At 40.9% G+C, this 26938-nt stretch carries 24 protein-coding genes; 14 read left to right on the top strand and 10 right to left on the bottom strand.

The genetic code is table 11. The features are described from left to right. The first annotated feature begins 65 nt into the window (after window positions 1–65). Together ACPEEM_RS06950 and ACPEEM_RS06945 are read left to right on the top strand one after the other, a co-directional pair. Window positions 66–1220, top strand: coding sequence for an iron-containing alcohol dehydrogenase (locus ACPEEM_RS06950; protein WP_424406436.1), 1155 nt, complete (start codon window positions 66–68; stop codon window positions 1218–1220). Window positions 1221–1270: 50 nt separating this feature from the next. Further along, window positions 1271–2434 carry a chorismate mutase gene (locus ACPEEM_RS06945; RefSeq protein WP_424401487.1) on the top strand — a complete coding sequence of 388 codons (1164 nt, stop codon included), beginning with the start codon at window positions 1271–1273 and terminating at the stop codon, window positions 2432–2434. Between the two features lie 75 nt (window positions 2435–2509). Here the strand turns inward: ACPEEM_RS06945 and ACPEEM_RS06940 are convergent, their stop codons facing one another. Beyond that, window positions 2510–2842, bottom strand: a complete 333-nt coding sequence (locus ACPEEM_RS06940; RefSeq protein WP_424401486.1) for a zinc ribbon domain-containing protein YjdM — start codon at window positions 2840–2842, stop codon at window positions 2510–2512. 146 nt (window positions 2843–2988) lie between these two features. On the opposite strand from ACPEEM_RS06940, the gene ACPEEM_RS06935 reads away from it, so the two are divergent. From ACPEEM_RS06935 to ACPEEM_RS06920, 4 genes are all read left to right on the top strand, one after another. After that, the gene (locus ACPEEM_RS06935) at window positions 2989–3546 is read left to right on the top strand and encodes a YtfJ family protein (protein WP_424401485.1); all 558 of its coding nucleotides are present in this window, start codon (window positions 2989–2991) and stop codon (window positions 3544–3546) included. Window positions 3547–3786: 240 nt separating this feature from the next. Next, window positions 3787–4557 carry an amino acid ABC transporter substrate-binding protein gene (locus ACPEEM_RS06930; RefSeq protein WP_424404683.1) on the top strand — a complete coding sequence of 257 codons (771 nt, stop codon included), beginning with the start codon at window positions 3787–3789 and terminating at the stop codon, window positions 4555–4557. Next, window positions 4541–5257: an amino acid ABC transporter permease gene (locus ACPEEM_RS06925; protein ID WP_424401483.1), complete on the top strand. Its 717-nt coding sequence runs from the start codon at window positions 4541–4543 to the stop codon at window positions 5255–5257. Before ACPEEM_RS06930 ends, ACPEEM_RS06925 begins: the two co-directional genes overlap by 17 nt. Window positions 5258–5265: 8 nt before the next feature. Then, a complete protein-coding gene (locus ACPEEM_RS06920) occupies window positions 5266–6036 on the top strand; it encodes an amino acid ABC transporter ATP-binding protein (RefSeq protein WP_424406434.1) in 771 nt (256 codons plus the stop codon). A gap of 81 nt (window positions 6037–6117) precedes the next feature. Here ACPEEM_RS06920 and ACPEEM_RS06915 read toward each other — a convergent pair whose 3' ends face one another. The 5 genes from ACPEEM_RS06915 to ACPEEM_RS06895 form a co-directional block, all read right to left on the bottom strand. Then, window positions 6118–7482 (bottom strand): L-serine ammonia-lyase, encoded by a 1365-nt coding sequence (locus tag ACPEEM_RS06915; RefSeq protein WP_424401481.1) that lies wholly within the window; start codon window positions 7480–7482, stop codon window positions 6118–6120. 64 nt (window positions 7483–7546) lie between these two features. Continuing rightward, window positions 7547–8788 carry a serine/threonine transporter gene (locus ACPEEM_RS06910; RefSeq protein WP_424401480.1) on the bottom strand — a complete coding sequence of 414 codons (1242 nt, stop codon included), beginning with the start codon at window positions 8786–8788 and terminating at the stop codon, window positions 7547–7549. A 291-nt stretch (window positions 8789–9079) separates the two neighbouring features. Next, on the bottom strand, window positions 9080–9913 hold the full coding sequence (locus tag ACPEEM_RS06905) for a class II glutamine amidotransferase (RefSeq protein ID WP_424406432.1): 834 nt from the start codon (window positions 9911–9913) through the stop codon (window positions 9080–9082). A gap of 128 nt (window positions 9914–10041) precedes the next feature. Beyond that, a complete protein-coding gene (locus ACPEEM_RS06900; RefSeq protein WP_424404679.1) occupies window positions 10042–11016 on the bottom strand; it encodes an MBL fold metallo-hydrolase in 975 nt (324 codons plus the stop codon). A gap of 141 nt (window positions 11017–11157) precedes the next feature. Next, window positions 11158–13308: a TonB-dependent receptor domain-containing protein gene (locus ACPEEM_RS06895; RefSeq protein WP_424404677.1), complete on the bottom strand. Its 2151-nt coding sequence runs from the start codon at window positions 13306–13308 to the stop codon at window positions 11158–11160. Window positions 13309–13810: 502 nt separating this feature from the next. Here ACPEEM_RS06895 and ACPEEM_RS06890 point away from each other — a divergent pair. Continuing rightward, window positions 13811–14422, top strand: coding sequence for a HugZ family protein (locus tag ACPEEM_RS06890; protein ID WP_424404675.1), 612 nt, complete (start codon window positions 13811–13813; stop codon window positions 14420–14422). Between the two features lie 89 nt (window positions 14423–14511). Here ACPEEM_RS06890 and gdhA read toward each other — a convergent pair whose 3' ends face one another. From gdhA to ACPEEM_RS06870, 4 genes are all read right to left on the bottom strand, one after another. Then, the gene (gene gdhA, locus ACPEEM_RS06885; protein ID WP_424401475.1) at window positions 14512–15864 is read right to left on the bottom strand and encodes an NADP-specific glutamate dehydrogenase; all 1353 of its coding nucleotides are present in this window, start codon (window positions 15862–15864) and stop codon (window positions 14512–14514) included. Window positions 15865–16401: 537 nt separating this feature from the next. Beyond that, entirely contained in the window at window positions 16402–18372 is a 1971-nt protein-coding gene (gene cpdB, locus ACPEEM_RS06880) for a 2',3'-cyclic-nucleotide 2'-phosphodiesterase (protein ID WP_424401474.1), read from the bottom strand. Window positions 18373–18585: 213 nt separating this feature from the next. After that, a complete protein-coding gene (sodA, locus tag ACPEEM_RS06875; RefSeq protein ID WP_424404673.1) occupies window positions 18586–19230 on the bottom strand; it encodes a superoxide dismutase [Mn] in 645 nt (214 codons plus the stop codon). 215 nt (window positions 19231–19445) lie between these two features. After that, window positions 19446–21725, bottom strand: a complete 2280-nt coding sequence (locus tag ACPEEM_RS06870) for an NADP-dependent malic enzyme (RefSeq protein WP_424404671.1) — start codon at window positions 21723–21725, stop codon at window positions 19446–19448. 192 nt (window positions 21726–21917) lie between these two features. Here ACPEEM_RS06870 and rsuA point away from each other — a divergent pair, with 192 nt between their 5' ends. The 7 genes from rsuA (at window position 21918) to ccmE (ending at window position 26938) form a co-directional block, all read left to right on the top strand. Next, the gene (rsuA, locus tag ACPEEM_RS06865) at window positions 21918–22619 is read left to right on the top strand and encodes a 16S rRNA pseudouridine(516) synthase RsuA (protein ID WP_424401468.1); all 702 of its coding nucleotides are present in this window, start codon (window positions 21918–21920) and stop codon (window positions 22617–22619) included. A 67-nt stretch (window positions 22620–22686) separates the two neighbouring features. Further along, the gene (locus ACPEEM_RS06860; protein ID WP_424408235.1) at window positions 22687–23829 is read left to right on the top strand and encodes a Bcr/CflA family multidrug efflux MFS transporter; all 1143 of its coding nucleotides are present in this window, start codon (window positions 22687–22689) and stop codon (window positions 23827–23829) included. Window positions 23830–24098: 269 nt separating this feature from the next. Next, a complete protein-coding gene (ccmA, locus tag ACPEEM_RS06855) occupies window positions 24099–24752 on the top strand; it encodes a cytochrome c biogenesis heme-transporting ATPase CcmA (RefSeq protein WP_424401466.1) in 654 nt (217 codons plus the stop codon). Window positions 24753–24785: 33 nt separating this feature from the next. Continuing rightward, complete coding sequence (gene ccmB / locus ACPEEM_RS06850; protein WP_424401464.1) at window positions 24786–25451, top strand: heme exporter protein CcmB; 666 nt, start codon at window positions 24786–24788, stop codon at window positions 25449–25451. Window positions 25452–25463: 12 nt separating this feature from the next. Continuing rightward, the gene (locus ACPEEM_RS06845) at window positions 25464–26204 is read left to right on the top strand and encodes a heme ABC transporter permease (RefSeq protein ID WP_424406430.1); all 741 of its coding nucleotides are present in this window, start codon (window positions 25464–25466) and stop codon (window positions 26202–26204) included. 9 nt (window positions 26205–26213) lie between these two features. Beyond that, window positions 26214–26417 carry a heme exporter protein CcmD gene (gene ccmD / locus ACPEEM_RS06840; protein WP_424408233.1) on the top strand — a complete coding sequence of 68 codons (204 nt, stop codon included), beginning with the start codon at window positions 26214–26216 and terminating at the stop codon, window positions 26415–26417. Continuing rightward, window positions 26414–26938 carry a cytochrome c maturation protein CcmE gene (ccmE, locus tag ACPEEM_RS06835; RefSeq protein ID WP_424401460.1) on the top strand — a complete coding sequence of 175 codons (525 nt, stop codon included), beginning with the start codon at window positions 26414–26416 and terminating at the stop codon, window positions 26936–26938. Before ccmD ends, ccmE begins: the two co-directional genes overlap by 4 nt.

Genomic DNA, 26938 nt, shown 5'->3' with positions numbered 1-26938 from the left:
TTGAAAACTTTTTCAAAATAGACCGCACTTTTAAGTAAAAGGGTGAATAAATAGGGGGAATCAACATGTTTAATTTTACTTTTCAGTTACCAACTTTGGCAATTTTTGGCAAAGATCAGATTCGAGCAGTGGCTGAACACATTCCTTCTCATGCTCGAGTGTTGGTCACAACAGGCGGAGGGAGTGTCAAAAAGAATGGTGTTTTTGCCCAAGTGGAAGAGGCGTTAGCCGATTTTGAATGGATTGAGTTTTCAGGGATCGAACCCAATCCCACTTACGAAACCTTAATGAAAGCAGTTGCACTTGCCAAACAAGAAAAAATTGATTTTATTTTAGCCGTGGGCGGTGGCTCCGTGTTAGATGGCAGTAAATTTATTGCCAGTGCGGTGTTTGTTGAGGGCGATCCTTGGGATATTTTAGAAAAAGCCATGCCCATTGAGAAGGCATTGCCCGTTGGTTGTGTGATGACCTTACCTGCGACGGGGTCGGAAATGAACGGTTATGCGGTGATTAGTCGAAAAGAAACGGGGGATAAACTTTCCTTTGCTTCACCATTGATACGTCCTGTTTTTGCAGTGTTAGATCCTACAACCACTTATTCATTACCAGAAAGACAAACGGCAAATGGGGTGGTGGATGCCTTTGTGCATACTTTTGAGCAATATATGACTTATCCCGTCAATGCGAAAATTCAAGATCGTTTTGCTGAAGGGGTGTTCCAAACACTGGTTGAAGAAGGCCCGAAAGCATTGGTGAATCCAACGGATTATGATGTCCGAGCCAATATTATGTGGTCAGCCACCATGGCATTAAATGATATTTTGGCTGTGGGTGTGCCCGAAGATTGGTCATCCCACGCGATTGGACATGAACTCACGGCATTGTATGGGTTAGATCATGCCCAAACATTAGCGATTATTGTGCCTTCCCTGATGCAACATCAACAAGCACAAAAACGTGAGAAATTAATTCAATTTGCTCGACGGGTGTGGGGTTTTTCAGGGGAAAATGGGGATGACGCCGTACAATATGCGATTGAGAAAACAAGAGCGTTTTTCGAGCAAATGGGGGTAAAAACACGTTTTCGTGATTATGCTATTGATGATAGTCAATTTTCTGTTATTTTAGATAAATTAGCACAACATCAACGCTATAACTTAGGCGAACATAAAAATTTAGATCGCCAAGCAGTCAAAGAAATCTTATACGGTGCACTTTAGCTAAAAGTGCGGTGGTTTTTAGCCTTATTTTGTGACTTTAAGGAAAATTTATGTCCCTTGATTTAAGTGAAATCCGTCAACAAATTACACGCATTGATCGTCATTTATTAAAATTACTGTCGGAACGGCATCGTCTCGCCTTTGATGTGGCTCGCAGCAAAGAGCTGACTCAAAAGCCACTTCGTGATTTAGAACGTGAGCAGCAATTATTGCAGGAGTTAATTCAGTTTTCACAAAATGAAAACTACCAGCTAGAAGCCCAATACATCACGGATATTTTTCAGCGGATTATTGAAGATTCTGTGGTGACTCAGCAAGTTTATTTACAGAAAAAGCTCAATGAACAACGTGAACAAAATATCCATATTGCTTTTTTAGGTAAGCGTGGATCCTATTCGCATTTAGCCTCTCGTAATTATGCCACACGTTATCAAGAAAACTTGGTGGAAATCAGTTGTAGTGCCTTTGAACAAATTTTTGAAAAAGTCAGTCAAGGTGAAGCCGATTATGGGGTGTTACCGCTCGAAAATACCACATCGGGTGCCATTAATGAGGTGTATGATTTATTACAACATACGGATTTAGCCTTGGTTGGGGAGCTTGCTTATCCTATTAAGCATTGTGTTTTGGTGAATGGACAAGAGGACTTGAGCAAAATTGATACGCTATATAGCCACCCGCAAGTGATTCAACAATGTAGTCAGTTTATTAAAGGGTTGGATCGTGTGCATATTGAATATTGCGAAAGTAGCTCCCATGCAATGCAGTTGGTTTCAAGTTTAAATAAACCGAATATTGCCGCATTGGGGAATGAAGATGGTGGGCATTTATATGGTTTAACCGTATTAAAGGCAGATATTGCGAACCAAAAGAACAACATTACACGTTTTATTGTGGTCGCAAAAGAGCCTTTGAAAGTTTCCCCGCAAATTCACACCAAAACCTTATTATTAATGAGTACCGCACAAAAAGCTGGGGCATTGGTTGATGCCTTATTGGTCTTTAAAAAGCATCAAATTAATATGACAAAACTGGAATCTCGCCCAATTTACGGCAAACCGTGGGAAGAAATGTTTTATTTAGAAATTGAAGCGAATATTCATAATCCAGAAACACAACAAGCCCTTGAAGAATTACAACAATATAGTAATTATTTGAAAGTGTTAGGTTGTTATCCGAGTGAAATTATTCGACCTGTTGAGATGGAAAAATAATATTAAGAGATGGATTAGCTCCCCAAAATGGCTCATTGACGTGATTTTGGGGAGCCAACCACAAGGGGTGCAAGCTTATGCTTTTTTCAGAAATTCTGATTTTAGTGAAAAACTTTGTCCATCAATTTTGCAATCAACATCATGATCCCCCTCTACTAAGCGAATATTTTTCGCTTTTGTGCCTTTTTTCAACACAATTGACGATCCTTTCACTTTTAAATCTTTGATTAAAATGACTGAATCCCCATCTTGTAATACGTTGCCATTGCTGTCTTTTATGATTTTTTCATCGTTTTCGACCACTTCATTGCCAGACCATTCATGTGCACAATCAGGACACACAAAATTCACTGAATCATGATAAACAAATTCGCTATGACATTTTGGACAATTTGGCATTGGTTCCATTAAAAAATTTCCTCTTAAATAAAAAATGACGCAAAATTATAGCAAAAAAGCAGGGATTTTGCCAAAACTTGTGCATAACAACTCTGATTTGTTTATTTTGACTTTTTCGGTAGAATCTAAATCTTTATTGTTATCAAGGACACAACATGAAAATTTTTAAGGCATTTTTAGGTATTGCAACCTTTTTTTATTCCACTTCGTTATTTGCACATAATATTCAATTAAATAGCCCGTTAGCGGCGGTTTCTGTGACAAAAGCGGGTGAATTGAGCGTGAAAGGCGATGATATTCACTATCAGGCTTGGCATTCCACCCAGTTAGCAGGTAAGGTGAGAGTTGTTAATCATTTTGCTGGGCGTAGAGAGGTGAAAGAACGCAATCAAGCATTGATTGATGCTATAAAAGCGGCACAATTTGATCGTGCAAAATACCAAACAACGACCATTATTAATGCCGATGATGCAACATTTGGTACTGGCGGTTTTGTGAAAAGTGGTGCTGAAAAAGGGAAAAAAGCCAATCCACATAGCCAAGTGGTGTTGGATCAAAACGGTGCGGTAAAAAATGCATGGCAACTAAAAGAAAAAGAAAATATGGTTGTCGTATTAGATAAGCATGGTAAAGTACGCTTTGTACATGAAGGCGTGTTATCAGCTTCACAAGTACAAGAAGTGGTGAGATTACTCTCTGAACTGCTTAAATAAGAAGGAAAACGTGTTGAAAACGCACCGCACTTTTTTGCAAGCAAGCTTCAATATTAGGTAAGAGGGGCTTGCCTACTCGGTTCACAACATGAGGCATTCTTTCTGGTATGGTGTCGTTTTCTTATTTTTATACCTTTTAGTTATATAATACTTCTTATTGTTATTTTTCGTGTAAGCGATTTATTTTTTATAATGTTTTGTAACGTATTTTTAACAAACAAAACAAAAACGGGAGATTCTATGAAATTTCTGAAAACCTTATTTGCGGCAAGTTTATGTTTCGGTGTGGCGAGCCCAGTCATTGCTGGCCCTGTTAGTGATCGTGTTGAAAGCTCAAAAACATTATTAGTCGGAACAGAAGGCACCTATGCCCCCTTCACGTTTCATGATGAGTCAGGCAAGTTAACTGGCTTTGATGTTGAGGTGATTGAAGAAGTGGCGAAACGTCTTGGTTTGAAAATTGAATTTAAAGAAACGCAATGGGACGCCATGTATGCAGGCTTAAATGCCAAGCGTTTTGATTTGATTGCCAACCAAACCAATCCAAGTCCAGAACGTTTGAAAAAATACCTGTATAGTGAACCTTATAACTATTCAAATGCTGTGGTAGTTACTCGTGCAGAAGATGATTCCGTGAAAGCGTTTGCTGATTTAAAAGGGAAAAAATCAGGTCAGTCATTAACCAGTAATTACACCAAAATTGCTCAACAACATGGTGCAAATTTAGTGACAGTAGAAGGCTTGGCACAAGCGTTAGAATTGATTCGTCAAAAACGTGCGGAAACGACGGTGAATGATAAATTAGCGGTATTAGATTATTTCCAAAAAATCCCTAATGCGGGTTTAAAAATTGCCGTAGAAAGTGACTCCAAAGTGCCTTCTGGTTTTGCCGTGCTAAAAGGTGAAGAACCTTTAGTGGCGAAAATTAATCAAGCGTTAGCCGAAATCCGAGCTGATGGCACGTTAAAACAAATTTCAATTAAATGGTTTGGTGATGACATTACTCAATAATTTTTTAGCCAATTTGCCATTCATGAGCGAAGAAAGAGCTGATCTGTTGATCAGCTCTTTTTGGCCTATGTTAGAGGCAACCATCATTAGCACGATTCCGTTAGCACTAATTTCTTTTTTTGTCGGATTAGTGATTGCCATTGGTGTGGCTGTGATTCGCACGACCCCTTCTCACTCGTTATTTCAACGTGTGCTTGTTGCAGTGGCTCGCCTTTATGTGTCATTAATTCGTGGCACGCCTATGTTGGTGCAGATTTTTATTATTTTTTATGGTTTGCCTGAAGTGGGGATCACCTTAGATCCTTTTCCAACCGCCATTATTGCCTTTTCTTTGAATATTGGTGCTTATGCTTCTGAAACCGTGAGAGCGGCAATTTTATCGATTCCCAAAGGGCAGTGGGAAGCCTCTTATGCCATTGGTATGAATTATCGTCAGGCGTTTATTCGTACGATTATTCCACAAGCCATGCGGGTGTCTGTTCCGCCTTTAGCAAATACCTTTATTAGCACTGTGAAAGATACGTCCTTGGCGTCTTTAGTGCTGGTGACTGAATTATTTCGTGTGGCACAAAATGTGGCGGCGTCATCCTATGAATTTATTTTGGTGTACAGCGAAGCGGCATTGATTTATTGGATTGTGTGTTTTGTGCTATCGATTGCACAACAACGTTTAGAAACACGCCTTTCTCGCCATTTGTAGGAGGATGGATGTTAGAAATTAAAAATATTCATAAGCATTTTAAAGGCAATGAAGTGCTAAAAGGGATTGATTTAACCATTGAAAAAGGCGAAGTGATTGCCATTCTAGGACCATCTGGTTCGGGCAAAACGACTTTTTTACGTTGTTTAAATTTGCTCGAAAAGCCTGATCAAGGTACGTTACGGTTTACAGATGGTAGCCTTGAGGTGGATTTTTCTCAAAAAATCAGTAAGCAAACTGAGCTTGCTTTACGTCGTCGTTCTTCTATGGTGTTTCAACAATATAATTTGTTTCCACATCGCACCGCATTGGAAAATGTGATGGAAGTTCCTGTTGTGGTACAAAAGAAATCGGTGGAACAGGCTCGTGAACAAGCCTTAACGTTATTAAAAAAAGTCGGCTTAGCGGAAAAAGTTCAACTTTACCCCGCTCAACTTTCTGGTGGGCAGCAACAACGTGTGGGGATCGCACGTGCCTTAGCGGTTCAACCTGATCTGATTTTATTAGATGAGCCAACATCGGCATTAGATCCTGAGTTAGTTGGTGAAGTGCTACAAGTGTTAAAATTGTTAGCAAAAGAAGGGTGGACGATGATTATCGTGACCCATGAGATGAATTTTGCAAGAGATGTTGCCGATCGTGTGGTCTTCATGGACGGTGGTAAAGTGATTGAGCAAAATAGTGCGAAAGCCTTTTTTGCTCAACCTCAACAAGAACGCACCAAGCAATTTTTATTGCAAACCAAAATGGTCGATTTTGCACAAGATTATATGATTTAACCTTCGTTTTAGGGGCGTTTGGTTTATTCTGTCTTAACCAAGCAATGCACATGGCATTATGCATTGGATGGGTTATGTTGATTAACAGATCACCTTAATTGCCAATCCCCCTTGTGAGGTTTCGCGGTATTTGGCATTCATGTCTTTGCCCGTTTCATACATGGTTTCTATCACTTTATCTAAGGTAACACGTGGGCTGGTGGTGCGGCGTAATGCCATACGACTAGCGTTGATTGCTTTGACCGAAGCAATGGCATTACGCTCAATACAAGGCACTTGCACTTGTCCGCCTACGGGGTCGCAAGTTAAGCCAAGATTGTGTTCCATGCCAATTTCAGCCGCAATGCACACTTGCTCTGGACTTCCCCCCAGAATTTCCGTTAAACCTGCCGCAGCCATTGAGCAAGCCACGCCTACTTCTCCTTGACAGCCTACTTCCGCCCCTGAAATGGAGGCATTCATTTTGTATAAGGAACCAATGAAGCTACAAGTTAATAAATAGCGTTCAGCAATTTCTGGGGAAATCGGCGAGATGAATTGATCGTAGTAGGCAAACACGGCAGGTACAATACCACAAGCTCCATTCGTTGGTGCGGTAACCACGCGTCCCCCTGCGGCATTTTCTTCATTGACCGCCAACGCATACATATTCACCCAATCAACAATGCTCATAGGATCATTGGATAAACTGCTATTGGCTTTGAGCATACGATACAACGTGCTGGCTCGACGTGGAACACGCAGTGGACCCGGTAATACCCCTTCGGTGCGGATACCGTGATCAATACAGGCTTTCATGCTTTCCCAAACACGTTGTAAGTGCGTGGATAAAGCGTCTTTTCCATGTAATGCGATCTCATTTCTCATCACCACAGTGGAAAGTGCTAAGCCATTTTCTTGGCAGTGTTTTAGGATATCTGCGGCATTTTGGTAAGGATAAGGCACCCACGCTTCTTGATTGTCTTCTTGATGAAAATGGGCTTCATCCACAATAAACCCTCCGCCAATAGAGTAATAGGTTTGTTGGTAGAGTTCACGATTATCTTGGTCAAATGCGGTAATTCGCATGCCATTTTCATGTAAAGGTAAAAAGCTTGAATGGAAGATGAGATCTTGGTCAACATTAAACGGCACGACTTTTTGATTTTCGGCGATAGGCAAAAGTGCGGTCTGTTTTAATTGAGAAATGAAGTTTGGGATTAAATCAATTTCTACATTGTGTGGCAAATATCCCGCCAACCCCATAATGATGGCAATATCGGTATTATGTCCACGCCCCGTCATGGAAAGTGAACCATAAACGTCCACTTTCAATTTACTTACTTGTTCCAACTGGTTTTGAGCAAGTAAATCATCTATAAATTGTTTACCTGCTTTCATTGGACCAACGGTATGGGAGCTGGAAGGACCAATACCAATTTTAAACATATCAAAAACACTGATCATAACGTTTTACTTATTTTATTTATCAAAGGAAAAAAGGGGGCTATTCTACACGGATTTTGAAAGATTAAAATAGCCCATACACAACATTAGAGATGGCAAAGATGCCCATTACAACCACAAACACGTTAGAGAATTTACCTTGATAACGTTGCATAGCGGGGATTTTGCGAATGGCGTACATTGGCATAATAAACAAAATTGCCGCAATAATTGGACCGCCAAAGGATTCGATCAAACCTAAAATGCTTGGGTTAATGATGGCGACAATCCATAAGGTCACAAGGAAAAAAAGTGCGGTCATATAATTTAATTTTTTACGATTCATGGTTTTCTTGTTGCTCATCTTGTTGATAAGCCCTGCCAAGCCTTCACGTGCCCCTAAGTAATGTCCAAAAAAGGAACTGGTAATGGCAAGAAATGCCACGAATGGACCTAAATAAGAAATATAAGGATTGTCAAATTTATTGGCTAAAAAAGACAAGATACTGATATTTTCAGCTTTCGCTTGTGCCAATTCCGCAGGGGTTAAACTTAATACACAGCTAAATACAAATAACATGACAAACACCAACAGGATCGATGAGGTGGCTTTCAGTGTACGGCTAGTGTGTTTTTCTGTTTTGGCTAAATCACCATATTGACGTTGTTGCGATTGAGCGAAAGAAGAAATCGCAGGGGAATGATTAAAAGAAAACACTAAAACGGGAAGGGTAATCCAAAGGGTGCTGATGAGAGAATCCATCGTTGGAAATTCACTTAACATGGCGGTATTCCACTCTGGAATTAAATATAAAGAGAGAGAAAAGAGAATAAACACCAAAGGATAAACTAAAAATTCCGTGATTTTTAGCATAATCTTCTCACTGGACATCATGATGGAAATTAATGTCGCAATCAGAATAAAAGAGAGTAATACCCGATTAGGAGATGCCATACCGAGCTGATTAACAATAAATGAATCGACAGTATTGGTAATACCGTTACCATAAATTAATAAAATGGGGAAAATGGCGAAGAAATAAAGCAAGGTGATCAGTTTACCCGCGGTGCTGCCAAAGTGTTCTTCCACGACTTCGGTAATATCACTGCCTTTTTTTGAAGAAGATAACACAAAACGGGCTAACCCACGGTGGGCGAGATAGGTCATTGGTCCAACAATCACCGCCATCAGCACTAAAGGCCAAAAGCCCCCTTTTCCTGCATTGATCGGTAAAAATAACACGCCTGCCCCAACGGCAGTACCGAATAAGTTTAATGCCCAAATAAGATCAAATTTGCTCCACGTTGCACAAGAGGTCGTTGTCATCACAGACTCCATTTATCTAGAAAAACGAATAGCATAGATATGCTGAGAGAAGAAAGATGCTTATAGTAGTGAGCTTGGTCAGGAAATTCAAAAGCAAAATCACACTAAATATTGTATTTGTGATTTAGATCGTTATTTTATGCTGTATTCGTTGAAAAAATAGCAAATGATTAACTGCAATTTAACAATTATACAGAATAAAATTTATTCAAATTGAATATGTTAGATTGAAAAGGGGAAAAGTGGAGGAAGAAAAAAGCGTGATGTAGGATCACGCTTTGTTGAGGGGAATTAAGAACATTTTTGATAACCCAGTGTGCCATCATCTACGGCTTCACTTTTCACACCAAGTACCTCGGCGATTTTTTTTCCTTGTTTGAACAAGACAAATCCGCCTTTTTCCATTTTGGTCCACACTTCATCTTTGGTGAGTGGAAAGGTGGTAATAATGGTCACTTTATCATCTTTTTGAGCGTAATCCCGAAAATCAATCACGCCGTCATCATCCACACGTTGCACGATACCAAATGGGGCTTCACGAGTGATGTAGTGTAAGTTCGTTGAACAGTGAGCGATCATCCAATCGCCATTGGATAAAATGAAATTAAAGGTACCGCCTTGAATAATTTCTTTGGTAAGTTCTTGAATGGTGTCAAATAAGGCTTCTTCACTCGGTTTTTGTTTAAAACGGGCTTTTAATTGACTTGCCATATAGCAAAATGCCGCTTCAGAATCTGTTGAACCGATAGGATGAAACAAGGCATTTTCACTTTTTAAATTCGGGAGGGTTTTCAAGTTGCCGTTATGTGCAAATACCCAGTTTTGTCCCCATAATTCACGAATAAAAGGGTGAGTATTTTCAATATTCACTTCCCCTTGTGTTGCTTTGCGAATATGAGCAATCACATTGAGGGATTTAATGTGATATTGTTTCACACAGTCCGCAATGGGAGAAGAGTGAGCAGGTTGATTATCGCGAAAAATACGCACGCCTTTTCCTTCAAAAAAAGCGATACCAAAGCCATCAGAGTGGCAGTCAGTGAGCCCCGCTCGACGACGAAATCCCTCAAAAGAAAAGACGATATCCGTCGGGGTATTACAGTTCATTCCTAATAATTGGCACATAAAAAACGTCTTACTTAATAACCTTATAAATGTGAGTGATTTAACACCATCTTAAGCAAAAATTCAATATTCCTTTACGTGCTTATTAGATAAAAAAATTATAAGTCATAAAACAAAATGACATAGGCTTATTCTTGTTGGCAAGTGCTAGACTTTTTACCTGTATTGAGGGCATAAATGTTGCAATCCTCGGCAAATTGTACCTCGCCTTGATACTGTGTCTGAATGGCTTGCTGTGTTTCGGCTTTGGCGTCTTCAGTACGACGCATTAAATGACTTAATAACAGACTTTTTACGTTTCGCTGTTGAGCAATGAAGCCAATTTCTGAGGGTTTCATATGTAATTTTTGGGCGACACGATCTTGGCTGCTTTCGGGAACCGCATTGTGTGCAATAAAAAAATCCCCAGGTTCAATAAGCCGATTTAAGGTGCGACCTTGATTACTGGTATCGCCAGAAAAGACCACTGCACATCCTTTTTTTTCGATACGCCAAGCCAAGGCAGGCAATAAGCCATGTTCGGTGCCAATGGCTTGAAGAGTAAAGCCATCAATTTCCGTTTGAAAACGAATAGGAGCTTGTTTGTCCGCATTGACGGAAAGGGGCTGCACGGCATATTGGGCTTCCCCCGTTAAAAAATCTGATAAGTAAGAATAAGCCCCGTCTTCACCAAATAAACGTTGTAAGAAAGTCGCCGTATCTGGAATAAATGCATTACCCGTCGGGCCATAAATTGGCAGGGTGTGTTGCCGAGATGAAAAAAATGAGGCTTTTAATAAAGCGGGTAAATCATTTATATGATCAACGTGAAAATGGGTGATCAAAATGCCTTTTAAATCCTCAATTTTTGCCCCTGAACGGGCAAAATTTTGCAAGGCTCCACTGCCCAAATCCACTAAGAATTTCGCTTGTCCTTTTTCCCTCACCAAATAACTGGCAGAAGCACGGGAAGGGGGCGTAGGGTGATGGCGAAAGAGCTGAATTTCTGGCCCACCAGAGCCGAGTACCACCACATCGAAATCTGAGGTTTGACATTGTTCTGCCACACTGCTGAGGGAACACAGCGAAAAAAGTAAACATAAAATCCTATTGCATTTTTTCATGATCTGATTTCTCTTCCATAAGGTTATGATGATGAATCTTGAGCGTATTTTTGGCTATAAAATATGACAAAAAAGACCGCACTTTTATTTGTCGTAAAAGTGCGGTCTTTTTTTACAATGTTTTAATGAAAGGCAGCGACCTTAGAAGTTGTAACGAAGGTTTGCCCCAAAATGGCGACCGGCTTCGGTGAAAGGCTCATAATTGCCATTTGAGATTCTGTTGCCTGCAATTGCCCAACGTGCGTATTTTTTATCAAGCACATTATAAATGCCCACACCTAAGTAAAGTTGTTTGGTGAGGTTATAGTAAGCTGTTAAATCCCATACACCATAGCCTGGTAAGCCTTCTGTGTCTTTTGGTAAGTCTTTGGTTTTTTTCTTCGCCGCAAATTTCACTTTGCTTTCCACGCCCCAAACATCCATTGGATGTTTGTAGCCAATACCAATGAAGCCTGTGAAGGGGTCAAGACGTGCTTGCGGTTGTTTTTCGGCATCTTTCCCTTTGATATAGGCAAAGCCACCATTGGCATACATCCCTTTGGCTAACCCTATCGTGTCAAGATTTAACTTACCATCAAATTCGATTCCGTAGCTATAACTGCGTCCTTTTTCATTGGCTAGTTCGCAAGGAACGCCATCTTGTCTATTAAAGTGCGGATAGCATATAGAGAGATCCACAAAAATCAGATCAGTGTATTTGTTGTAGAAAAGGGTTGTGGTTTGTTGTCCGATTTCCCCAGCACTCCGCCAAGTAAAATCCACCCCTTCTGAGGTTTCAGGTTTGAGAGTCGGGTTCGGTTTAGATGGCCAGTGCCCGTATGTTTGTGCATTATTTTCACCATAACCTGGTAAACGTGTGGCACGTTGGTAGCTTAGGCTAAATAAATGCGTATCTTGTAAGGCATAATCTAAACGTAAGCCATAACCCACCGCCGTTTTCTTATAGGTGAATAAGCTTGAGATCTCTTTTGGTGTCATATTGTCTGTTTCAGGTTTAATTTTGATATGGGTAAGATGCACCGATGGGGTTACACTAAAACCAGATTTGCCAAAATTGATCCGATCTGAAAGGTGAATTTTCGTTTGCCATTGTTTTTGTTTCGGGAAAAATGCCCGAGTGATACTTTGTGTTTTTTGTGCTGTTGATAGTTGATCTTGGCGTAACGCTTGAGTTTGGCTATGTTGCCATTTTAGCCCGTAGCTCAATTCATGCACTACATCTTGCCCTAGGCTTTTGTTGAACTCTGTTTTGATAGCAAATGTACGTGCTTTAAACCCATCGATAGATGAATTTGTTTGAGGCACATTAGCACGTGTCTGATTATCTTTGTTGTAATTTTCACTTTTCGTTTTTTGGAAAGAAAGGTGCCAATTCATACTATCAAAGAAAGGGGTGGATTGATTAATATCGTGACTGAATGCAATAGCATGACGTGCATTTTTCTGAATATTCAAATTGTTATGTGTGAATTTTCCTCCACGCCCTAGCCCAAAATCACTTTTCCGTATAGCGGTTCGTTTTAAATCATAATGTTGTAGGTTGAGGGTAAATTTATGTTGGTCATTGGGGGCATAAATCAATTTACTGTTCACAGAATTGCTATAAGCACTTGAAGGGTTGTGTTTTGTCCGATTTTTCCCTTCGATATCCGCCGCCCCTTTGTTATTTAGCTCATTAAACCAGCGGCGAGTGTAGCTCACTAAGGCACTGCTCTTGTCATTTAATAAGGCAGCCCCTGTGACACCAAGATGATAAGCATCGCTATCCCCTAAATAGCCTGCTCGCAGTTGTGCACCCGTGCGTCGGTTCGGTTGAATATAGTCAGCAGGATCTTTGGTTTGGAAACGGACATAACCCGCCACCCCGTTACTATTGGGACCTTTATGAATTTCCACTTGTTTTAGATCGCTAGGATCAAAATATTGGCGACCGTGGCGACTGGCATGTCCAAAGTAAAAACCAGAGGTGATATCCATGCCATCCAATTCCATTGTGACACGATTAACCCCCGTACCCAGCAATTCTTGACCTGTGCCCATACCGCGAATTTCAATTTCACCGAGTTGTGCATAACCTGTACGAGTGACATTGACCCCTGGTGTGGAGGTAAAAATCTCTTTTAAGTCTTTTGGATTCTCTTTTTCCAACTGGCTTTGATCAATACTCAATCCAGTTTGATTAATCCCCGAAACCACAATCGGTTCTAGCGTGGCGGAAGAACTATCAGCAAAAATCGGGAAACAGCAAGCTTGTGCGACCAAAACGGTCAACGTGTTACGTTTAAATGACATAGCATCACCTTGTTAATTTAATGTTAAAATAATGACAAAAAACGATTATCATTATCATTTAAATTTAAAGCAAGTCAAGTATATTTTTTGATCAGTTTTTAATAAATTGCTTTAACAAAACAGCAAGCCAAATAGCAAGCAAAGCAGAAAGGTAACCCCATATTATCGTAAACCTGTTTACACCAATGCCTGAGCATAAGATGGGAAATTTCATCAAGATCAAGGCTCTTATCCCCCAACATTCGCCCAACATGATCAGTGTTATTTTCCGAGAAACAGGTTGTGAAGTGGAATGCCTCAATAAAAAAGCGTGCTTTGTTTATGCCGAGATAGCATGAAATTTTCTGATAAATGAAAGGGATAGATTAACGCCCTAAACTCAACACTGGTCTGAATACCCGTTTCGTTGTTTATTAACAAAGAATTTACATTGACAAATAGGGGATTTTTCACATAATTACGCAAATGAAAATCATTATCAAATTAACGTTTGGAGGATAAGATGACGGAAGCACGTCAACAGGTTTTACAAGCAAAAATTGGTGCTGAAATTGTGGATTTCAGAAATGATTGTCAGAGCATTCAATTGGCAACGGTCAATGAACAAGGTGAGCCTAATGCCAGCTACGCCCCTTTTGCCTATTATAACGAGCAGTATGTGGTCTTGATTTCAGACATGGCAAAACATGCCCGCAATTTACAATCTGTTCCGAAAGTCTCTTTAATGCTCATCGAAGATGAAAAGACCGCTCGAGAATTGTTTGCACGCAAGCGGTTAACCACCCGTGCAGATTCTCGCTTAGTGGACAAAGACAGCGAGGAAGGGAAGGAGTTATTAGGGGCATTACGTCATCGTTATGGTGAACGCATTGATCATCTCGCCCGTTTATCAGATTTCAAATTATTCAGTTTGACACCTAAACAAAGCCTGTATGTAAAAGGATTTGGGAAAGCCTTTCATGTTGATAAAGAAGGTAAAATCATTCATTTGCGTGGTGGACACGGACACGGACACGGACACGGACACGGACACGGACACGGACACGGACACGGACACGGACACGGGCATGGACACGGGCATGGACACCATTCACCGGCACAAAATTCAGCCTAATTGAGCCAGAGAAATTCCCCAAAAAGAAACCGCACTTTGTACGAGAAAGACAAAGTGCGGTCTATTTTTACATTATTTTATGGGGGAGATTAATACACACCCTGTGCTAACATCGCATCTGCCACTTTCACGAAACCAGCAACGTTTGCACCAATCACATAGTTAATGTTTTCTTGACCTTCCACGGTACCGTATTTTTTACAGTTAGCGTGGATATCTAACATAATTTGATGTAATTTTTGATCCACTTCTTCTGCTGTCCAGTATAAGCGTTGTGAGCTTTGAGCCATTTCTAAACCAGAAGTTGCCACACCACCTGCGTTGGCTGCTTTACCTGGTCCAAATAATACACCCGCTTCTAAAAGTGCATCAGTAGCTTCGATTGTGGTTGGCATATTCGCACCTTCAGCCACTAATTGTACGCCATTGGCAATTAAGGTTTTCGCAGAGGCTAAATCTAATTCGTTTTGGGTTGCACAAGGAAGAGCGATATCCACTTTCACTTCCCAAGGCGTTTTGCCTGCCACATATTTCAAACCGAATTGTTTTGCGTATTCTTCAACACGACCACGTTTTTCGTTTTTCAATTCCATTAATGCGGCTAATTTTTCAGCAGTGAAACCCGCTTCATCGTAGACATAACCTGATGAGTCAGAGCAGGTCACCACTTTAGCACCTAATTGCAATGCTTTTTCGATAGCATATTGTGCTACGTTACCTGAACCTGATACAGAAACGGTTTTACCTTTGAAGCTTTGACCTTTTTCTGCAAGCATCGCTTGAGCAAAATACACTAAGCCATAACCTGTTGCTTCAGGACGAATCAAGCTACCACCGAAAGAAAGACCACGACCAGTGAACACACAAGCGGCTTGGTTAGATAATTTTTTCATATAACCAGCAAGGTAGCCCACTTCACGACCGCCTACACCGATGTCGCCTGCTGGTACGTCAGTATCTGGACCAACATGACGATATAATTCTGCGATTAACGCTTGGCAGAAACGCATAACTTCACCGTCAGATTTACCTTTTGGATCGAAGTCTGAACCACCTTTACCACCACCCATAGGTAATGTGGTTAACGCATTTTTGAAGATTTGTTCAAAACCTAAGAATTTTAAGATAGATAAGTTAACCGATGGATGGAAACGCATACCGCCTTTAAATGGACCGATGGCACTGTTGAATTGTACACGGAATGCACGGTTCACTTGTGTTTGACCTTTGTCATCTGTCCATGCAACACGGAATTGAATGGCACGCTCAGGTTCAACTAAGCGTTCTAATAACGCTTGTGAACGATATTTTGGATTGGCTTCTAAGAAAGGCCAGATAGAGGTAAATACTTCACGTACGGCTTGTAAAAATTCAGGTTGGTGTGAATCGCGTTGTGCAACGGAAGCTAAAAACTCTTCTAATGATTGGACTGTGTTTGACATGATTGATTTCCTCTTAAAATATTGTAAATGTTTGCATTGTTTTATTATCTTGTCACCCGACGGGCTCGCAGATACTATGCAATAAAGGTTTGAGGTTATGCAAACCTTTTTTCTGAATTATTTTATTCTTTTTAATAAAGCTAATTATTTGTATGAAAAAAGGTGTGTTTTTTTAGATAATATCTAATATTGATTATTTTCTGTATAGAAAAATTTATTTTTTTGGTGAATTTTTAAGGGAAAGCGTAAAAATCCTAGAAAATTTTTGAACGTTAAAAAAAGCAATTAATCTTACTGTTTTATTGCAATGCAGAAGGTGGAAAATCAACCAAAACGTGGAAGTATTGTGCTTGATGTGGTTGCTAATAAGGGGGGGCATTGATGTTAGCCCCTCTTTTTTGTCATGATATGACTAACCTTCAGCCAAAGTGCGGTGGATTTTAAACCTGTTTTGTCTCGGTTGTGAGGTGTTAGGGAATCAAAAAGCAACGTGTTTTGACGCACGTTGCTTTTGTATTTTATGCCTTGAAAGCAAGATTATTTGCTCAGATCGATTTGATAGATCGCAAAGCCAACATCATCAGTGCCAACGTAATTCATTGGATACTGTGCTTTTTCTTGGATAAACTGTTTCGCTTTTTCACTTGGTGACGTTTCAAAACGAATATCCAATTTCACTTTGCTGTTGATAGGGGCAATACGCCAGTTTTTATCTGCATTTGGGCTAACTTGACCATGGGCTTGGCTTTCAGCTGAAATGTAGTTTGCTAAAATTTGGCGGCTTTCATCTGGTGCGGCAAACACCACATGGCTTTCCCCTGTACCAGGGAATTTGCCCGTATAAGCACGGTAATTGTTGGTGGCAATTAAGAATTCTGCTTTTGGATCAACAGGTTTACCTTGATAAGTTAAGTCAATAACACGCTCGGAATTGGCGTTAATTAATTTACAATCACCGTTATAACGTGGTGGTTTAGTGATGTCGAATTGATAATTTACACCATCCATCACATCAAAGTTATAGGTGCGGAAGCCTGTCCAATCTAATAAATGTTGTGTTTGCTCCGAGGTTGGATCGATTTGTTTAAACATGGCTGCACTGCATTCTAACCATTCTTTTAATTCCGCCCCAGTCACTTTAACAATCACCAATGTATTTGGGTATAGATAGAGGTCAGCCGCATTGCGGAAGGTTAATTGACCTTTATCCACTTCGGTATAACCATTTGGATCGTTTTTACGACCACCTGCTTTAAATGGTGCACCCGCACTTAGCACTGGTAAGCCTGCTAGTTCAGGTAAGTTTTTCACCACATTTTCAGCATAAGCACGTTGTGCTTGGTTGACGATTTGTACTGTTGGGTCATCTTGTACTAAGGCAAGATAGCTGAACATGTTATCGGTGGCTTTACCAATCGGTTGTGAAACGAATTGACGAGTGGCATCATGCACAGGTGCAAGAATGGCGTTCATTTCATCATCAGGTTGTGCAATGGCTACTTTTTTCTCGTTGTCGTAAATTGGACGAATTTCCGCTTTACCATTGACCACCACCCATTTATCACCATGTTGAGCAAGATCTAAATCGACGACGCTAATGTTGTTACCCCAGTAACCCGCCATACTTTCAGGAATCCCTTTTACCGTTCCTTTTTCAATATCGACATTCGGTGATTTTGCAAATTCTTTATTTGGGAATAAGCGGTGTGCGTGACCGAAAATGACCGCATCAATCCCTTTCACATCCGCAAGATAGAAGGCTGAGTTTTCAGCCCCTTCTTTATAAGGTTCATCAGATGGACCTGTGTGAGCAAGGGCAATAATGATATCCGCCCCTTTTGCTTTTAATTCAGGCACATATTTTTCGGCGGTTTTCTTGATATCATGTGCGAGAACATGACCATCTAAATGGGATTTATCCCAGAACATGACTTGTGGGGGAACAAAGCCAATATACCCAATTTTGACAACCTGTAAGTGACCATTGGCGTCCATGAGCCCTTTCTCTTGAATCACATAAGGTTGGTAACGCGGTTCACCTGAATCCGCTTTCACCACATTGGCATTGATGATAGGGAAGTTGGCTTCTGCAATTGCATCATCTAAATATTTTAAACCATAGTTAAATTCGTGATTTCCTAATGTGCCGACATCATATTTCATGGCATTGAGCACTTCGATTGCAGGGTTCATTTTGCCTTCTTTATAGCCTTTTGCCGCTTGATAGTCAGCAATTGGGTTACCTTGAATTAAATCACCATTATCGACCAAGACGGAGTTATGCACTTCCTTGCGTGCTTGACGAATTAACGAAGCGGCACGAGTAAAGCCAAACTTTTCTGTTGGTGCGTCTTTATAATAGTCAAAGTCCGTCAAAAAACTGTGTAAGTCAGTGGTGGCAATGACACGTAACGAAGCGGTATTTTGTGGGGTGGCAAAGGCATATTTCGACGCAGTAAAGGTAAGGATACTGCATGCACCTAATTGTAGAAAACGTCTTCTATCCATAAACGACTCCTTGAGATTAATACGAGAAAGAATGAGGGGGCTGACATTTTAGAGAAATGCGTCTGCTATCTCTACTGATTTTTTATTCATAAATGTGATCTGCTTCATAAACTGAAAAAAATCCCAAATGAATAAATGGATCTTTGAAGGGCTAAACGCAGAAAAATCCCCTCTTGAGAGGGGATTTTATTCTCACTTATCGCAGTTGCACCATTATTTTGTGCAGTTGCAATGTTCTGTTTTTTTCTCAAAACGTTCAGCAACGAAGTCCCAGTTGACCACGTTCCAGAATTCTTTAATGTAGTCTGGACGACGGTTTTGGAACTTCAAGTAGTAGGCATGTTCCCAAACATCTAAACCTAATAATGGATAACCTTCGCAACCTGCGATCTCTTTCCCCATTACTGGTGAATCTTGGTTTGCGGTAGAAACAACGGCTAATTTACCGTTTTCTTGTAACACTAACCATGCCCAGCCTGAACCAAAACGGGTTGCTGCTGCTTTTTCAAATTCTGCTTGGAAGGCTTCTACAGATCCGAAATCACGAATTAATGCGTCTTTTAAGGCACCTTGTAAGGTCGTGCCTTTTTTCAAACCTTTCCAGAAAAGGGTGTGGTTTAAGTGTCCACCAACGTTGTTACGAATAGCGGTGAATTTGTCTGCTGGCACGTCAGCTAATTTTGTTAATAATTCACCTGGGCAGCCTTTGGCTAATTCAGGTAAGTTTTCTAATGCAGCATTAGCATTGTTGACATATGCTTGGTGATGTTTGCTATGGTGGATTTCCATTGTCATTGCATCGAAGTGTGGCTCTAATGCATCATAAGCATAGCCAAGTTCAGGTAGAGTGTAAGCCATAATAATTTCCTTTATTTGAGTAAAAGTAGGGTTGGCATGATTGCCAAAAAAAGTAGGCAGATTTTATCAGAAAATTTGATCAAGATCATTATTTCTGATGAATTTCTCAACAGTTGAGCGGTTTTTTTCTGCTCTGCAAGGGTAAAGTGCGGTCAATTTTTCGCAAGTTTTGCGTCAAAAAAAGGGTGGAAATGAAGAATTTCCACCCAGATGGGTTAATTGATATCGCAATTATCCACATTGGCGGAGGCGATAGCCACCATGTTAATAATTCGGCGTACTGAAGAGGCAGAGGTCAGAATTTGAGCTGGTTTGTTAATGCCCATTAAAATTGGTCCAATGGTAATTGGCGTGGTAGTGCCTTGCAGTAAGTTTAAACTGATTCGTGCAGCTTCCATATTTGGCATCACCAATAAATTTGCTGCCCCTTTTAAAGGGCTATCTGGCATGATGTCATTACGCAGTTTTTCATTTAATGCCATATCACAGTGCATTTCCCCGTCAATAATGAGGTCTGGTGCTTTGTCTTTTACGAGGTGTAAAACTTCACGCATTTTCACCGCACTTGGATCATTAAAGGTGCCGTAATTGGAATGAGAAACTAAGGCAACTTGAGGTTCAATACCAAAGCGACGAATTTCATTAGCCGCCATAATGGTAATTTCGGCTAATTCTTGTGCCGTCGGATCTTGATTCACAAAGGTATCCGCAATAAATAAGTTACCTGTCGGGAGAATCAACCCATTTACGGTGGCAGGGGTTTTGATGCAAGATTGCACCCCTAAAATCGCTTTAATATTGTCTAAATGAGAAGAATAGGGTCCGACTAATCCGCACAGCATGGCATCGGCTTTACCTAAAGATAATAAGGTGGCACCGATCACGGTTGGATTATGTAACATTTTCCGTTTTGCCCCAGCTGGCGTAATGCCACGGCGTTTATTATTGTGATAATAATCTTGCCAACATTCTTCGTAATAAGGGTTATTTTCAATATCCACTAAGTCAAAATCACGTCCTGCTTGAATTTGCAAACCTAATTGTTTGATTTTATGTTCGATAATTTGAGGGCGACCGAGTAACACAGGGTTAGCAATACCTAACGTGGCAATTTCTTGCACTGCATGTAACACACGGGATTCTTCGCCGTCTGTTAACAGAATGCGTTTTTTATTTGCTTTGGCTTGTGCAAAAACAGGTTTCATAAACAAATTGGTTTTGTAAACGAACTGTGTCAGTTTTTCAATATAGGCATCGAAATCTTCAATTGGACGGGTTGCTACCCCTGAATCCATTGCGGCTTTCGCTACGGCAGGGGCAATTTTGATGATTAAACGAGGATCAAACGGTTTTGGAATTAAATAGTCAGGGCCGAAAGATAATTCAGTTTCGCCATAGGCAGAGGTCACCACTTCGTTTTGTTCTGCTAAGGCAAGATCGGCAATGGCATGTACCGCAGCAAGTTTCATTTCTTCATTAATTGCGGTGGCACTGACGTCTAATGCCCCACGGAAAATAAACGGGAAGCAAAGCACGTTGTTCACTTGGTTCGGATAATCAGAGCGACCCGTACAAACAATGGCATCTGGACGTACTGCTTTCGCCAATGGCGGTAAAATTTCAGGTTCAGGGTTCGCCAATGCCAAAATTAAAGGGCTTGCCGCCATGCTTTTCACCATTTCTTGGGTTAATGTGCCAGCCGCAGAACAGCCTAAGAAAATATCCGCATCATTAATGACTTCTGCCAATGTGCGTGTTCCGTTATCTTCAATCGCATACAGTTTTTTGGTGTCGTCCATGCGTTCATCACGACCATGGAAAATCACCCCTTTTGAATCACAAACCACAATATTTTCACGAGGTAAGCCTAAACTCACTAATAAGTTTAAACAGGCAATCGATGCCGCACCTGCTCCTGAAGCGACTAACTTCACTTTGGCAATGTCTTTTTTCACAATACGCAAGCCATTGAGCACCGCAGCAGCACTGATGATGGCTGTACCATGTTGATCATCATGGAAGACGGGAATTTTCATTCGCTCACGTAATTTTTGTTCAATGTAAAAACATTCTGGTGCTTTGATGTCCTCAAGGTTGATTCCACCAAAAGTAGGTTCAAGAGAGGCAATAATATCGACTAATTTATCAGGATCTTTTTCATCAATTTCGATATCAAATACATTTACGTCAGCGAATTTCTTGAATAAGACACCTTTCCCTTCCATGACAGGTTTACCTGCTAATGCCCCAATATTGCCTAAACCCAATACTGCGGTACCATTGGAAATAACGGCGACTAAATTACCACGTGAGGTGTAGCGATAAGAAGCAGAAGGATCCGCTTGAATTTCTAGGCAAGGGACGGCAACGCCTGGTGAATAAGCAAGGGCTAAATCACGTTGTGTAGCAAGGGATTTAGTTGGGGTCACCTCAATTTTCCCTGGTGTTGGATATTCATGAAACTCTAATGCGGCTTGACGTAATTGTGCATCCATAAAACAATCCTCTAAATTAATGAGTTAATACAAGTTAGACGGTTCATTATAAATAAAATCAACATAAAAAATGTGATGTGCTACACAGTATGCACATTTGAATGAGAATTCTCCACTGTTATTTTGGCAAATCTAGCCTATTAATCTGTTTAAAAGAGAGTAGAATAAGGCATTTTATCTAGGGGAAGAGAGATGCGATTAGATAAATTTTTAGCCGAAAATACGGGATTAACCCGCTCGCAAGCCAATAAAGCATTGAAACAAAGTGCGGTCACAATTAATGGAAAAGTGGAAAAAAGTGGCTCGGTGAAAGTGAGCCCAGAAGATGAAATTCGTTTTGACGGCGAATTGCTCACTTGGGTGGAGGAAGGGCAATACATTATGCTGTATAAACCACAAGGTTATGTGTGTTCGCACGATGATGGTGATTATCCAACGATTTATCAATTCTTTGATTATCCACTTTCAACCAAATTACACAGTGCAGGGCGTTTAGATGTAGACACTACGGGGCTTGTCTTATTGACTGATGACGGGCAATGGTCACATCGTATCACTTCACCGAAATATCATTGTGAAAAAACATACCTCGTGACGTTAGCCGATCCGGTCGAAAGCAATTATCAACAGGCTTGTGAAACGGGGATTTTATTACGTGGTGAGAAAACCCCCACTAAGCCTGCTCGGTTAGAGATTCTGGATGATTACAATGTGAATTTAACCATTAGCGAAGGGCGTTATCATCAAGTCAAACGAATGTTTGCCGCCTTAGGCAACAAAGTCGTGGCGTTACATCGTTGGAAAATCGGCGAGATTGAATTAGACGAAACCCTTGAAGAAGGGGAGTATCGTCCTCTTTCTGAACAAGAAATTAATAGTTTTAATAAAGGATGATATTTTGACTGAGCAAAAGCCATTGAAAGTAGGTGCTATTTTCATCATTACTTTAGGTATTTTATCAATGTTGCCGCCGTTGGGCGTTGATATGTATCTGCCTGCGTTTCTACTTATTGCACAAGATTTGAGTGTGACGCCTGAAAAAGTGCAACACACTTTAACTTTCTTTGCGGCAGGAATGGCGATTGGACAGCTTTTCTGGGGACCTGTGGGGGATAGCTATGGGCGTAAACCAATCATCTTGTTAGGCGTGACCATGAGTGCCATTGCTGCTCTGGTTTTAACTGAGATAAATTCTATCGGAAATTTTACCGCACTTCGCTTTGTGCAGGGCTTTTTCGGTGCTGCACCAGTCGTGTTGGTGGGGGCAATTCTGCGAGATTTATTTAATAAAAATGATTTGTCCAGAATTATGTCCTCAATCACCTTAGTGTTTATGCTTGCTCCTTTACTCGCCCCGATTATTGGTGGACATTTGGTGTCGTGGTTTCATTGGCATGTGATTTTTTATGTGATCAGTTTTATGGGATTATTGTGTTTTTGTTTGGTATACATAGTGATTCCAGAAACCCATCATAAAGCCAACCGTGTGCCACTCAGGTTAGGCACGGTCTTCAGTAATTTTGCGACTCTTTGCAAACAAAAAGAAGTACTAGGCTATTTATTCGCTTCGGCTTTTGGCTTTGGTGGATTATTTGCACTCATTACCGCAGGTTCCATTGTGTATGTGGGGCTTTACGGGGTGCCAGTGGATCAATTTGGTTATTTCTTTATGCTCAATATTGGGGTGATGACACTGGTTTCTGCGATTAACGGCAAAATCGTCAATAAAGTGGGGACTGAGTGTATGTTAAGAATTGGCTTAGGTATTCAATTCAGTGCGGGTATTGGCTTGGTGATCATTGCCTTATTTGATTTGGGTTTCTGGCCGATGACCTTTTGTTTAGCTCTTTTTGCGGGGCAAAATCCGTTAATCTCCGCCAATGCCATGGCATCCATTTTGGAAAAATTTCCCATGATGGCAGGCACAGCGAATTCCGTTGTGGGAAGTGTTCGTTTTGGCACGGGAGCCTTGGTGGGATCTTTGGTCGCACTGATGAAAATGGATACGCCGACACCCATGCTATTAACCATGGCATTATGCAGTGTGATTGGCGTGAGTTGCTATTATTTCTTAACCTATCGGGCTACATTCGAAAACTGCTGATGTCAGCTTATAGACATTTTCTCGTGATCTTTTGTAGCCTGAAAAAGCGAAAATTGCTTATTGAATGAGGCTAAAAAGATCACCTTTAAAAGCCTGACCTATTGCACAAATAGGTCGTTTTTTTGTTAAAAATCACAAGATTTGTTTTAAATCAATAAACCCTACAATCCACCTCTAAAGAGGTAGGCTTTTCGCCCCTGAATGACTACGCCAAGCTTTCCCCTTATGATAGAATGCCCGCAATCTTAGAAGTGCAGAAGTTGTCTATTATGTCTGAAAAAAATCCGTTTTCTTATCAGCTCACATTGTCGCAATTAGCCTGTCAACGCGGCGATAACGTCCTATTTTCAAATTTGAATTTAGCACTTCAAAGCGGGGAGTTTGTGCAAATTGAGGGGCATAATGGGATAGGCAAAACCAGCTTATTACGCATTGTTGTGGGCCTCGCACAAGCCTTAAGAGGGGAAGTGTGTTGGAATGGGATTAACATTCATAAGCAACGTGAAGAGTATCAGTATGATTTACTCTATTTAGGGCATCATTCTGGTGTGAAACCTGAATTGACAGCGTGGGAAAATTTAGCCTTTTATCAGAAAATTGGTGCTTGCCAACAAGGTGACGATATCTTATGGCAAGTGCTCGAAAAGGTGGGCTTGTTAGGTCGTGAGGATATGCAAGCGGCACAACTGTCTGCGGGGCAACAACGCCGTATTGCATTGGCTCGTTTGTGGTTGTCTCAGGCACCACTTTGGATTTTAGATGAACCCTTTACTGCCATTGATAAAAAAGGGGTGCAGGTCTTAACCGCTTTATTTGAACAACATGTACAACAAGGTGGCATTGTGATGTTTACCAGTCATCAAGATGTGCAAAGTCGCCTATTACGAAAAGTGCGGTTAGAAAATTATAAGTTTTGTGAATAACCAGAATAACCCTAAGAAAAAGACGATAACCTCATGATATTTTTAGATATTATCAAACGAGAATTACACATTGCGATGCGTAAGCAAGCAGAAATTTTAAACCCACTGTGGTTTTTTTTAATTGTGATTACCTTATTTCCGTTAGTGATTGGTCCCGATCCCAAATTGCTTTCTCGTATCGCCCCTGGTATTGCTTGGGTGGCAGCATTACTGTCTGCCTTATTGTCTTTCGAGCGTTTATTTCGTGATGATTTTATGGATGGTTCGCTAGAGCAATTAATGTTAACTGCACAGCCTTTAGCCTTGACTGCTTTAGCCAAGGTGATCGCCCATTGGTTATTAACGGGATTGCCATTAATTTTATTATCGCCGATTGCCGCTTTGTTGTTGTCGTTAGATAGGCATATTTGGTGGGCGTTAGTTTTAACCTTATTGATTGGTACACCTGTCTTAAGCTGTATCGGTGCCATTGGGGTGGCGTTGACAGTAGGATTGCGTAAAGGGGGCGTATTACTGAGTTTGTTGGTGGTGCCATTATTTATCCCCGTTTTAATTTTTGCTTCCTCTGTGTTGGAAGCCGCTGGTTTAAATATGCCTTATCAAGGGCAATTGGCTATTTTAGCTGCAATGATGGTGGGGGCGTTGACATTGTCGCCGTTTGCCATTGCCGCTGCATTACGAATAAGTTTAGATCAATAAAAGGAAAGTATTATGTGGAAGTGGTTACATCCTTATGCAAAATCAGAAACGCAATATCATCTTTGCGGGAAGTTTTTGCCTATTACGGCAATATTGACCGCACTTTTATTAGTGGTGGGGATCGTGTGGGGCTTAGCCTTTGCCCCTGCGGATTATCAACAAGGCAATAGTTTTCGAATTATGTATGTGCATGTGCCAACCGCCATTTGGTCGATGGGGGGGTATGGTTCGATGGCGATTGCGGCATTCATTGGCTTAGTCTGGCAAATGAAACATGCCCATTTAGCCATGATGGCAATGGCACCGATTGGGGCATTATTTACTTTTCTTGCGTTGGTCACAGGTGCCATTTGGGGCAAACCTATGTGGGGAACTTGGTGGGTGTGGGATGCCCGTTTAACTGCTGAACTGATCCTCTTTTTCTTATATTTGGGGGTGATGGCACTTTATTCTGCTTTCCAAGATCATCGTGTGGGTGCCAAAGCCGCAGGGATTTTATGTTTAGTTGGGGTGATTAACTTACCGATTATTCATTTTTCAGTGGAGTGGTGGAATACCTTACATCAAGGTGCGAGCATTACGAAGTTTCAAAAACCGTCGATTGCAACGCCGATGTTGATTCCACTAATTTTATGTATTTTCGGTTTTATGATGCTTTATGTTTTCTTAACCTTAGTGCGTTACCGTAATGCCCTGCTTGCCGAAGAGAGTAAGCGTCCTTGGGTGGCTACGTTGGTACAAGGTAATAAATAGGGGGAAATGATGTTTTTTGACAGTTGGGGTGATTTTTTTCATATGGGTGGCTACGGTTTTTATGTGTGGCTGTCTTACCTAATTAGTTTGGTTTGCATTGTTGTTTTAATTGTACAAAGTGTCGGTGCAAGAAAAAAAATTTTTAAACAGGTATTGCGTGAACAGCAACGTGAAGAAAGATTACAAAAGGCAAATGCGAGAGGTATGCTATGACGCCAAGACGTAAATCAAGATTAATGGTTGTGGTTTTTATTTTATTCGGTATTTCACTTGTGGCGGCATTGATGCTTTATGCACTACGCCAAAACATTGATTTGTTTTATACGCCTTCTGAAGTGGTGTATGGCAAAAATGATGATGCGAGTCAAAAACCGACGGTCGGGCAGCGGATCCGAGTGGGCGGCATGGTTGTTGCAGGTACAGTAGAACGGGATCCGAAAAGCTTGAAAGTGAAATTTGATCTCAATGACATCGGCCCGTCAATTACGGTGGAATATGAAGGTATTTTGCCGGATTTATTCCGTGAAGGACAAGGGATTGTGGCACAAGGTGTGTTGAAAGCCCCGACCTTGTTGGAAGCCACAGAAGTGTTGGCAAAACATGATGAAAATTATGTGCCACCTGAATTAGATGCACAAATGCAAAAAGTGCATAAGCCGATGGGTGTCTCTGATTTGAAAGGGGAAAGTGAACGAGATCGTCTAGAAAATGCTTACCCAAAAACAGATAAGTAA

This window comes from Pasteurella pantherarum, assembly GCF_049670885.1.
In the GTDB taxonomy this organism is placed as follows: domain Bacteria; phylum Pseudomonadota; class Gammaproteobacteria; order Enterobacterales; family Pasteurellaceae; genus Pasteurella.
This window is presented reverse-complemented; position numbering and strand designations above follow the sequence as displayed.

What these genes read in the sequence shown, in the direction of transcription:
- ACPEEM_RS06945 (WP_424401487.1), top strand. Translation starts at nt 1,271, where the DNA reads ATGTCCCTTGATTTAAGTGAAATCCGTCAACAAATTACACGCATTGAT.
- ACPEEM_RS06940 (WP_424401486.1), bottom strand. Translation starts at nt 2,842, where the DNA reads ATGGAACCAATGCCAAATTGTCCAAAATGTCATAGCGAATTTGTTTAT.
- cpdB (WP_424401474.1), bottom strand. Translation starts at nt 18,372, where the DNA reads ATGGATAGAAGACGTTTTCTACAATTAGGTGCATGCAGTATCCTTACC.
- ACPEEM_RS06870 (WP_424404671.1), bottom strand. Translation starts at nt 21,725, where the DNA reads ATGGATGCACAATTACGTCAAGCCGCATTAGAGTTTCATGAATATCCA.
- ccmD (WP_424408233.1), top strand. Translation starts at nt 26,214, where the DNA reads ATGTTTTTTGACAGTTGGGGTGATTTTTTTCATATGGGTGGCTACGGT.
- ccmB (WP_424401464.1), top strand. Translation starts at nt 24,786, where the DNA reads ATGATATTTTTAGATATTATCAAACGAGAATTACACATTGCGATGCGT.
- ACPEEM_RS06920 (WP_424406434.1), top strand. Translation starts at nt 5,266, where the DNA reads ATGTTAGAAATTAAAAATATTCATAAGCATTTTAAAGGCAATGAAGTG.
- ccmE (WP_424401460.1), top strand. Translation starts at nt 26,414, where the DNA reads ATGACGCCAAGACGTAAATCAAGATTAATGGTTGTGGTTTTTATTTTA.
- sodA (WP_424404673.1), bottom strand. Translation starts at nt 19,230, where the DNA reads ATGGCTTACACTCTACCTGAACTTGGCTATGCTTATGATGCATTAGAG.
- gdhA (WP_424401475.1), bottom strand. Translation starts at nt 15,864, where the DNA reads ATGTCAAACACAGTCCAATCATTAGAAGAGTTTTTAGCTTCCGTTGCA.
- ACPEEM_RS06910 (WP_424401480.1), bottom strand. Translation starts at nt 8,788, where the DNA reads ATGACAACGACCTCTTGTGCAACGTGGAGCAAATTTGATCTTATTTGG.
- ACPEEM_RS06860 (WP_424408235.1), top strand. Translation starts at nt 22,687, where the DNA reads ATGTTGCCGCCGTTGGGCGTTGATATGTATCTGCCTGCGTTTCTACTT.
- ACPEEM_RS06895 (WP_424404677.1), bottom strand. Translation starts at nt 13,308, where the DNA reads ATGTCATTTAAACGTAACACGTTGACCGTTTTGGTCGCACAAGCTTGC.
- ACPEEM_RS06890 (WP_424404675.1), top strand. Translation starts at nt 13,811, where the DNA reads ATGACGGAAGCACGTCAACAGGTTTTACAAGCAAAAATTGGTGCTGAA.
- ACPEEM_RS06915 (WP_424401481.1), bottom strand. Translation starts at nt 7,482, where the DNA reads ATGATCAGTGTTTTTGATATGTTTAAAATTGGTATTGGTCCTTCCAGC.
- ACPEEM_RS06900 (WP_424404679.1), bottom strand. Translation starts at nt 11,016, where the DNA reads ATGAAAAAATGCAATAGGATTTTATGTTTACTTTTTTCGCTGTGTTCC.
- rsuA (WP_424401468.1), top strand. Translation starts at nt 21,918, where the DNA reads ATGCGATTAGATAAATTTTTAGCCGAAAATACGGGATTAACCCGCTCG.
- ACPEEM_RS06950 (WP_424406436.1), top strand. Translation starts at nt 66, where the DNA reads ATGTTTAATTTTACTTTTCAGTTACCAACTTTGGCAATTTTTGGCAAA.
- ACPEEM_RS06845 (WP_424406430.1), top strand. Translation starts at nt 25,464, where the DNA reads ATGTGGAAGTGGTTACATCCTTATGCAAAATCAGAAACGCAATATCAT.
- ccmA (WP_424401466.1), top strand. Translation starts at nt 24,099, where the DNA reads ATGTCTGAAAAAAATCCGTTTTCTTATCAGCTCACATTGTCGCAATTA.
- ACPEEM_RS06930 (WP_424404683.1), top strand. Translation starts at nt 3,787, where the DNA reads ATGAAATTTCTGAAAACCTTATTTGCGGCAAGTTTATGTTTCGGTGTG.
- ACPEEM_RS06935 (WP_424401485.1), top strand. Translation starts at nt 2,989, where the DNA reads ATGAAAATTTTTAAGGCATTTTTAGGTATTGCAACCTTTTTTTATTCC.
- ACPEEM_RS06905 (WP_424406432.1), bottom strand. Translation starts at nt 9,913, where the DNA reads ATGTGCCAATTATTAGGAATGAACTGTAATACCCCGACGGATATCGTC.
- ACPEEM_RS06925 (WP_424401483.1), top strand. Translation starts at nt 4,541, where the DNA reads ATGACATTACTCAATAATTTTTTAGCCAATTTGCCATTCATGAGCGAA.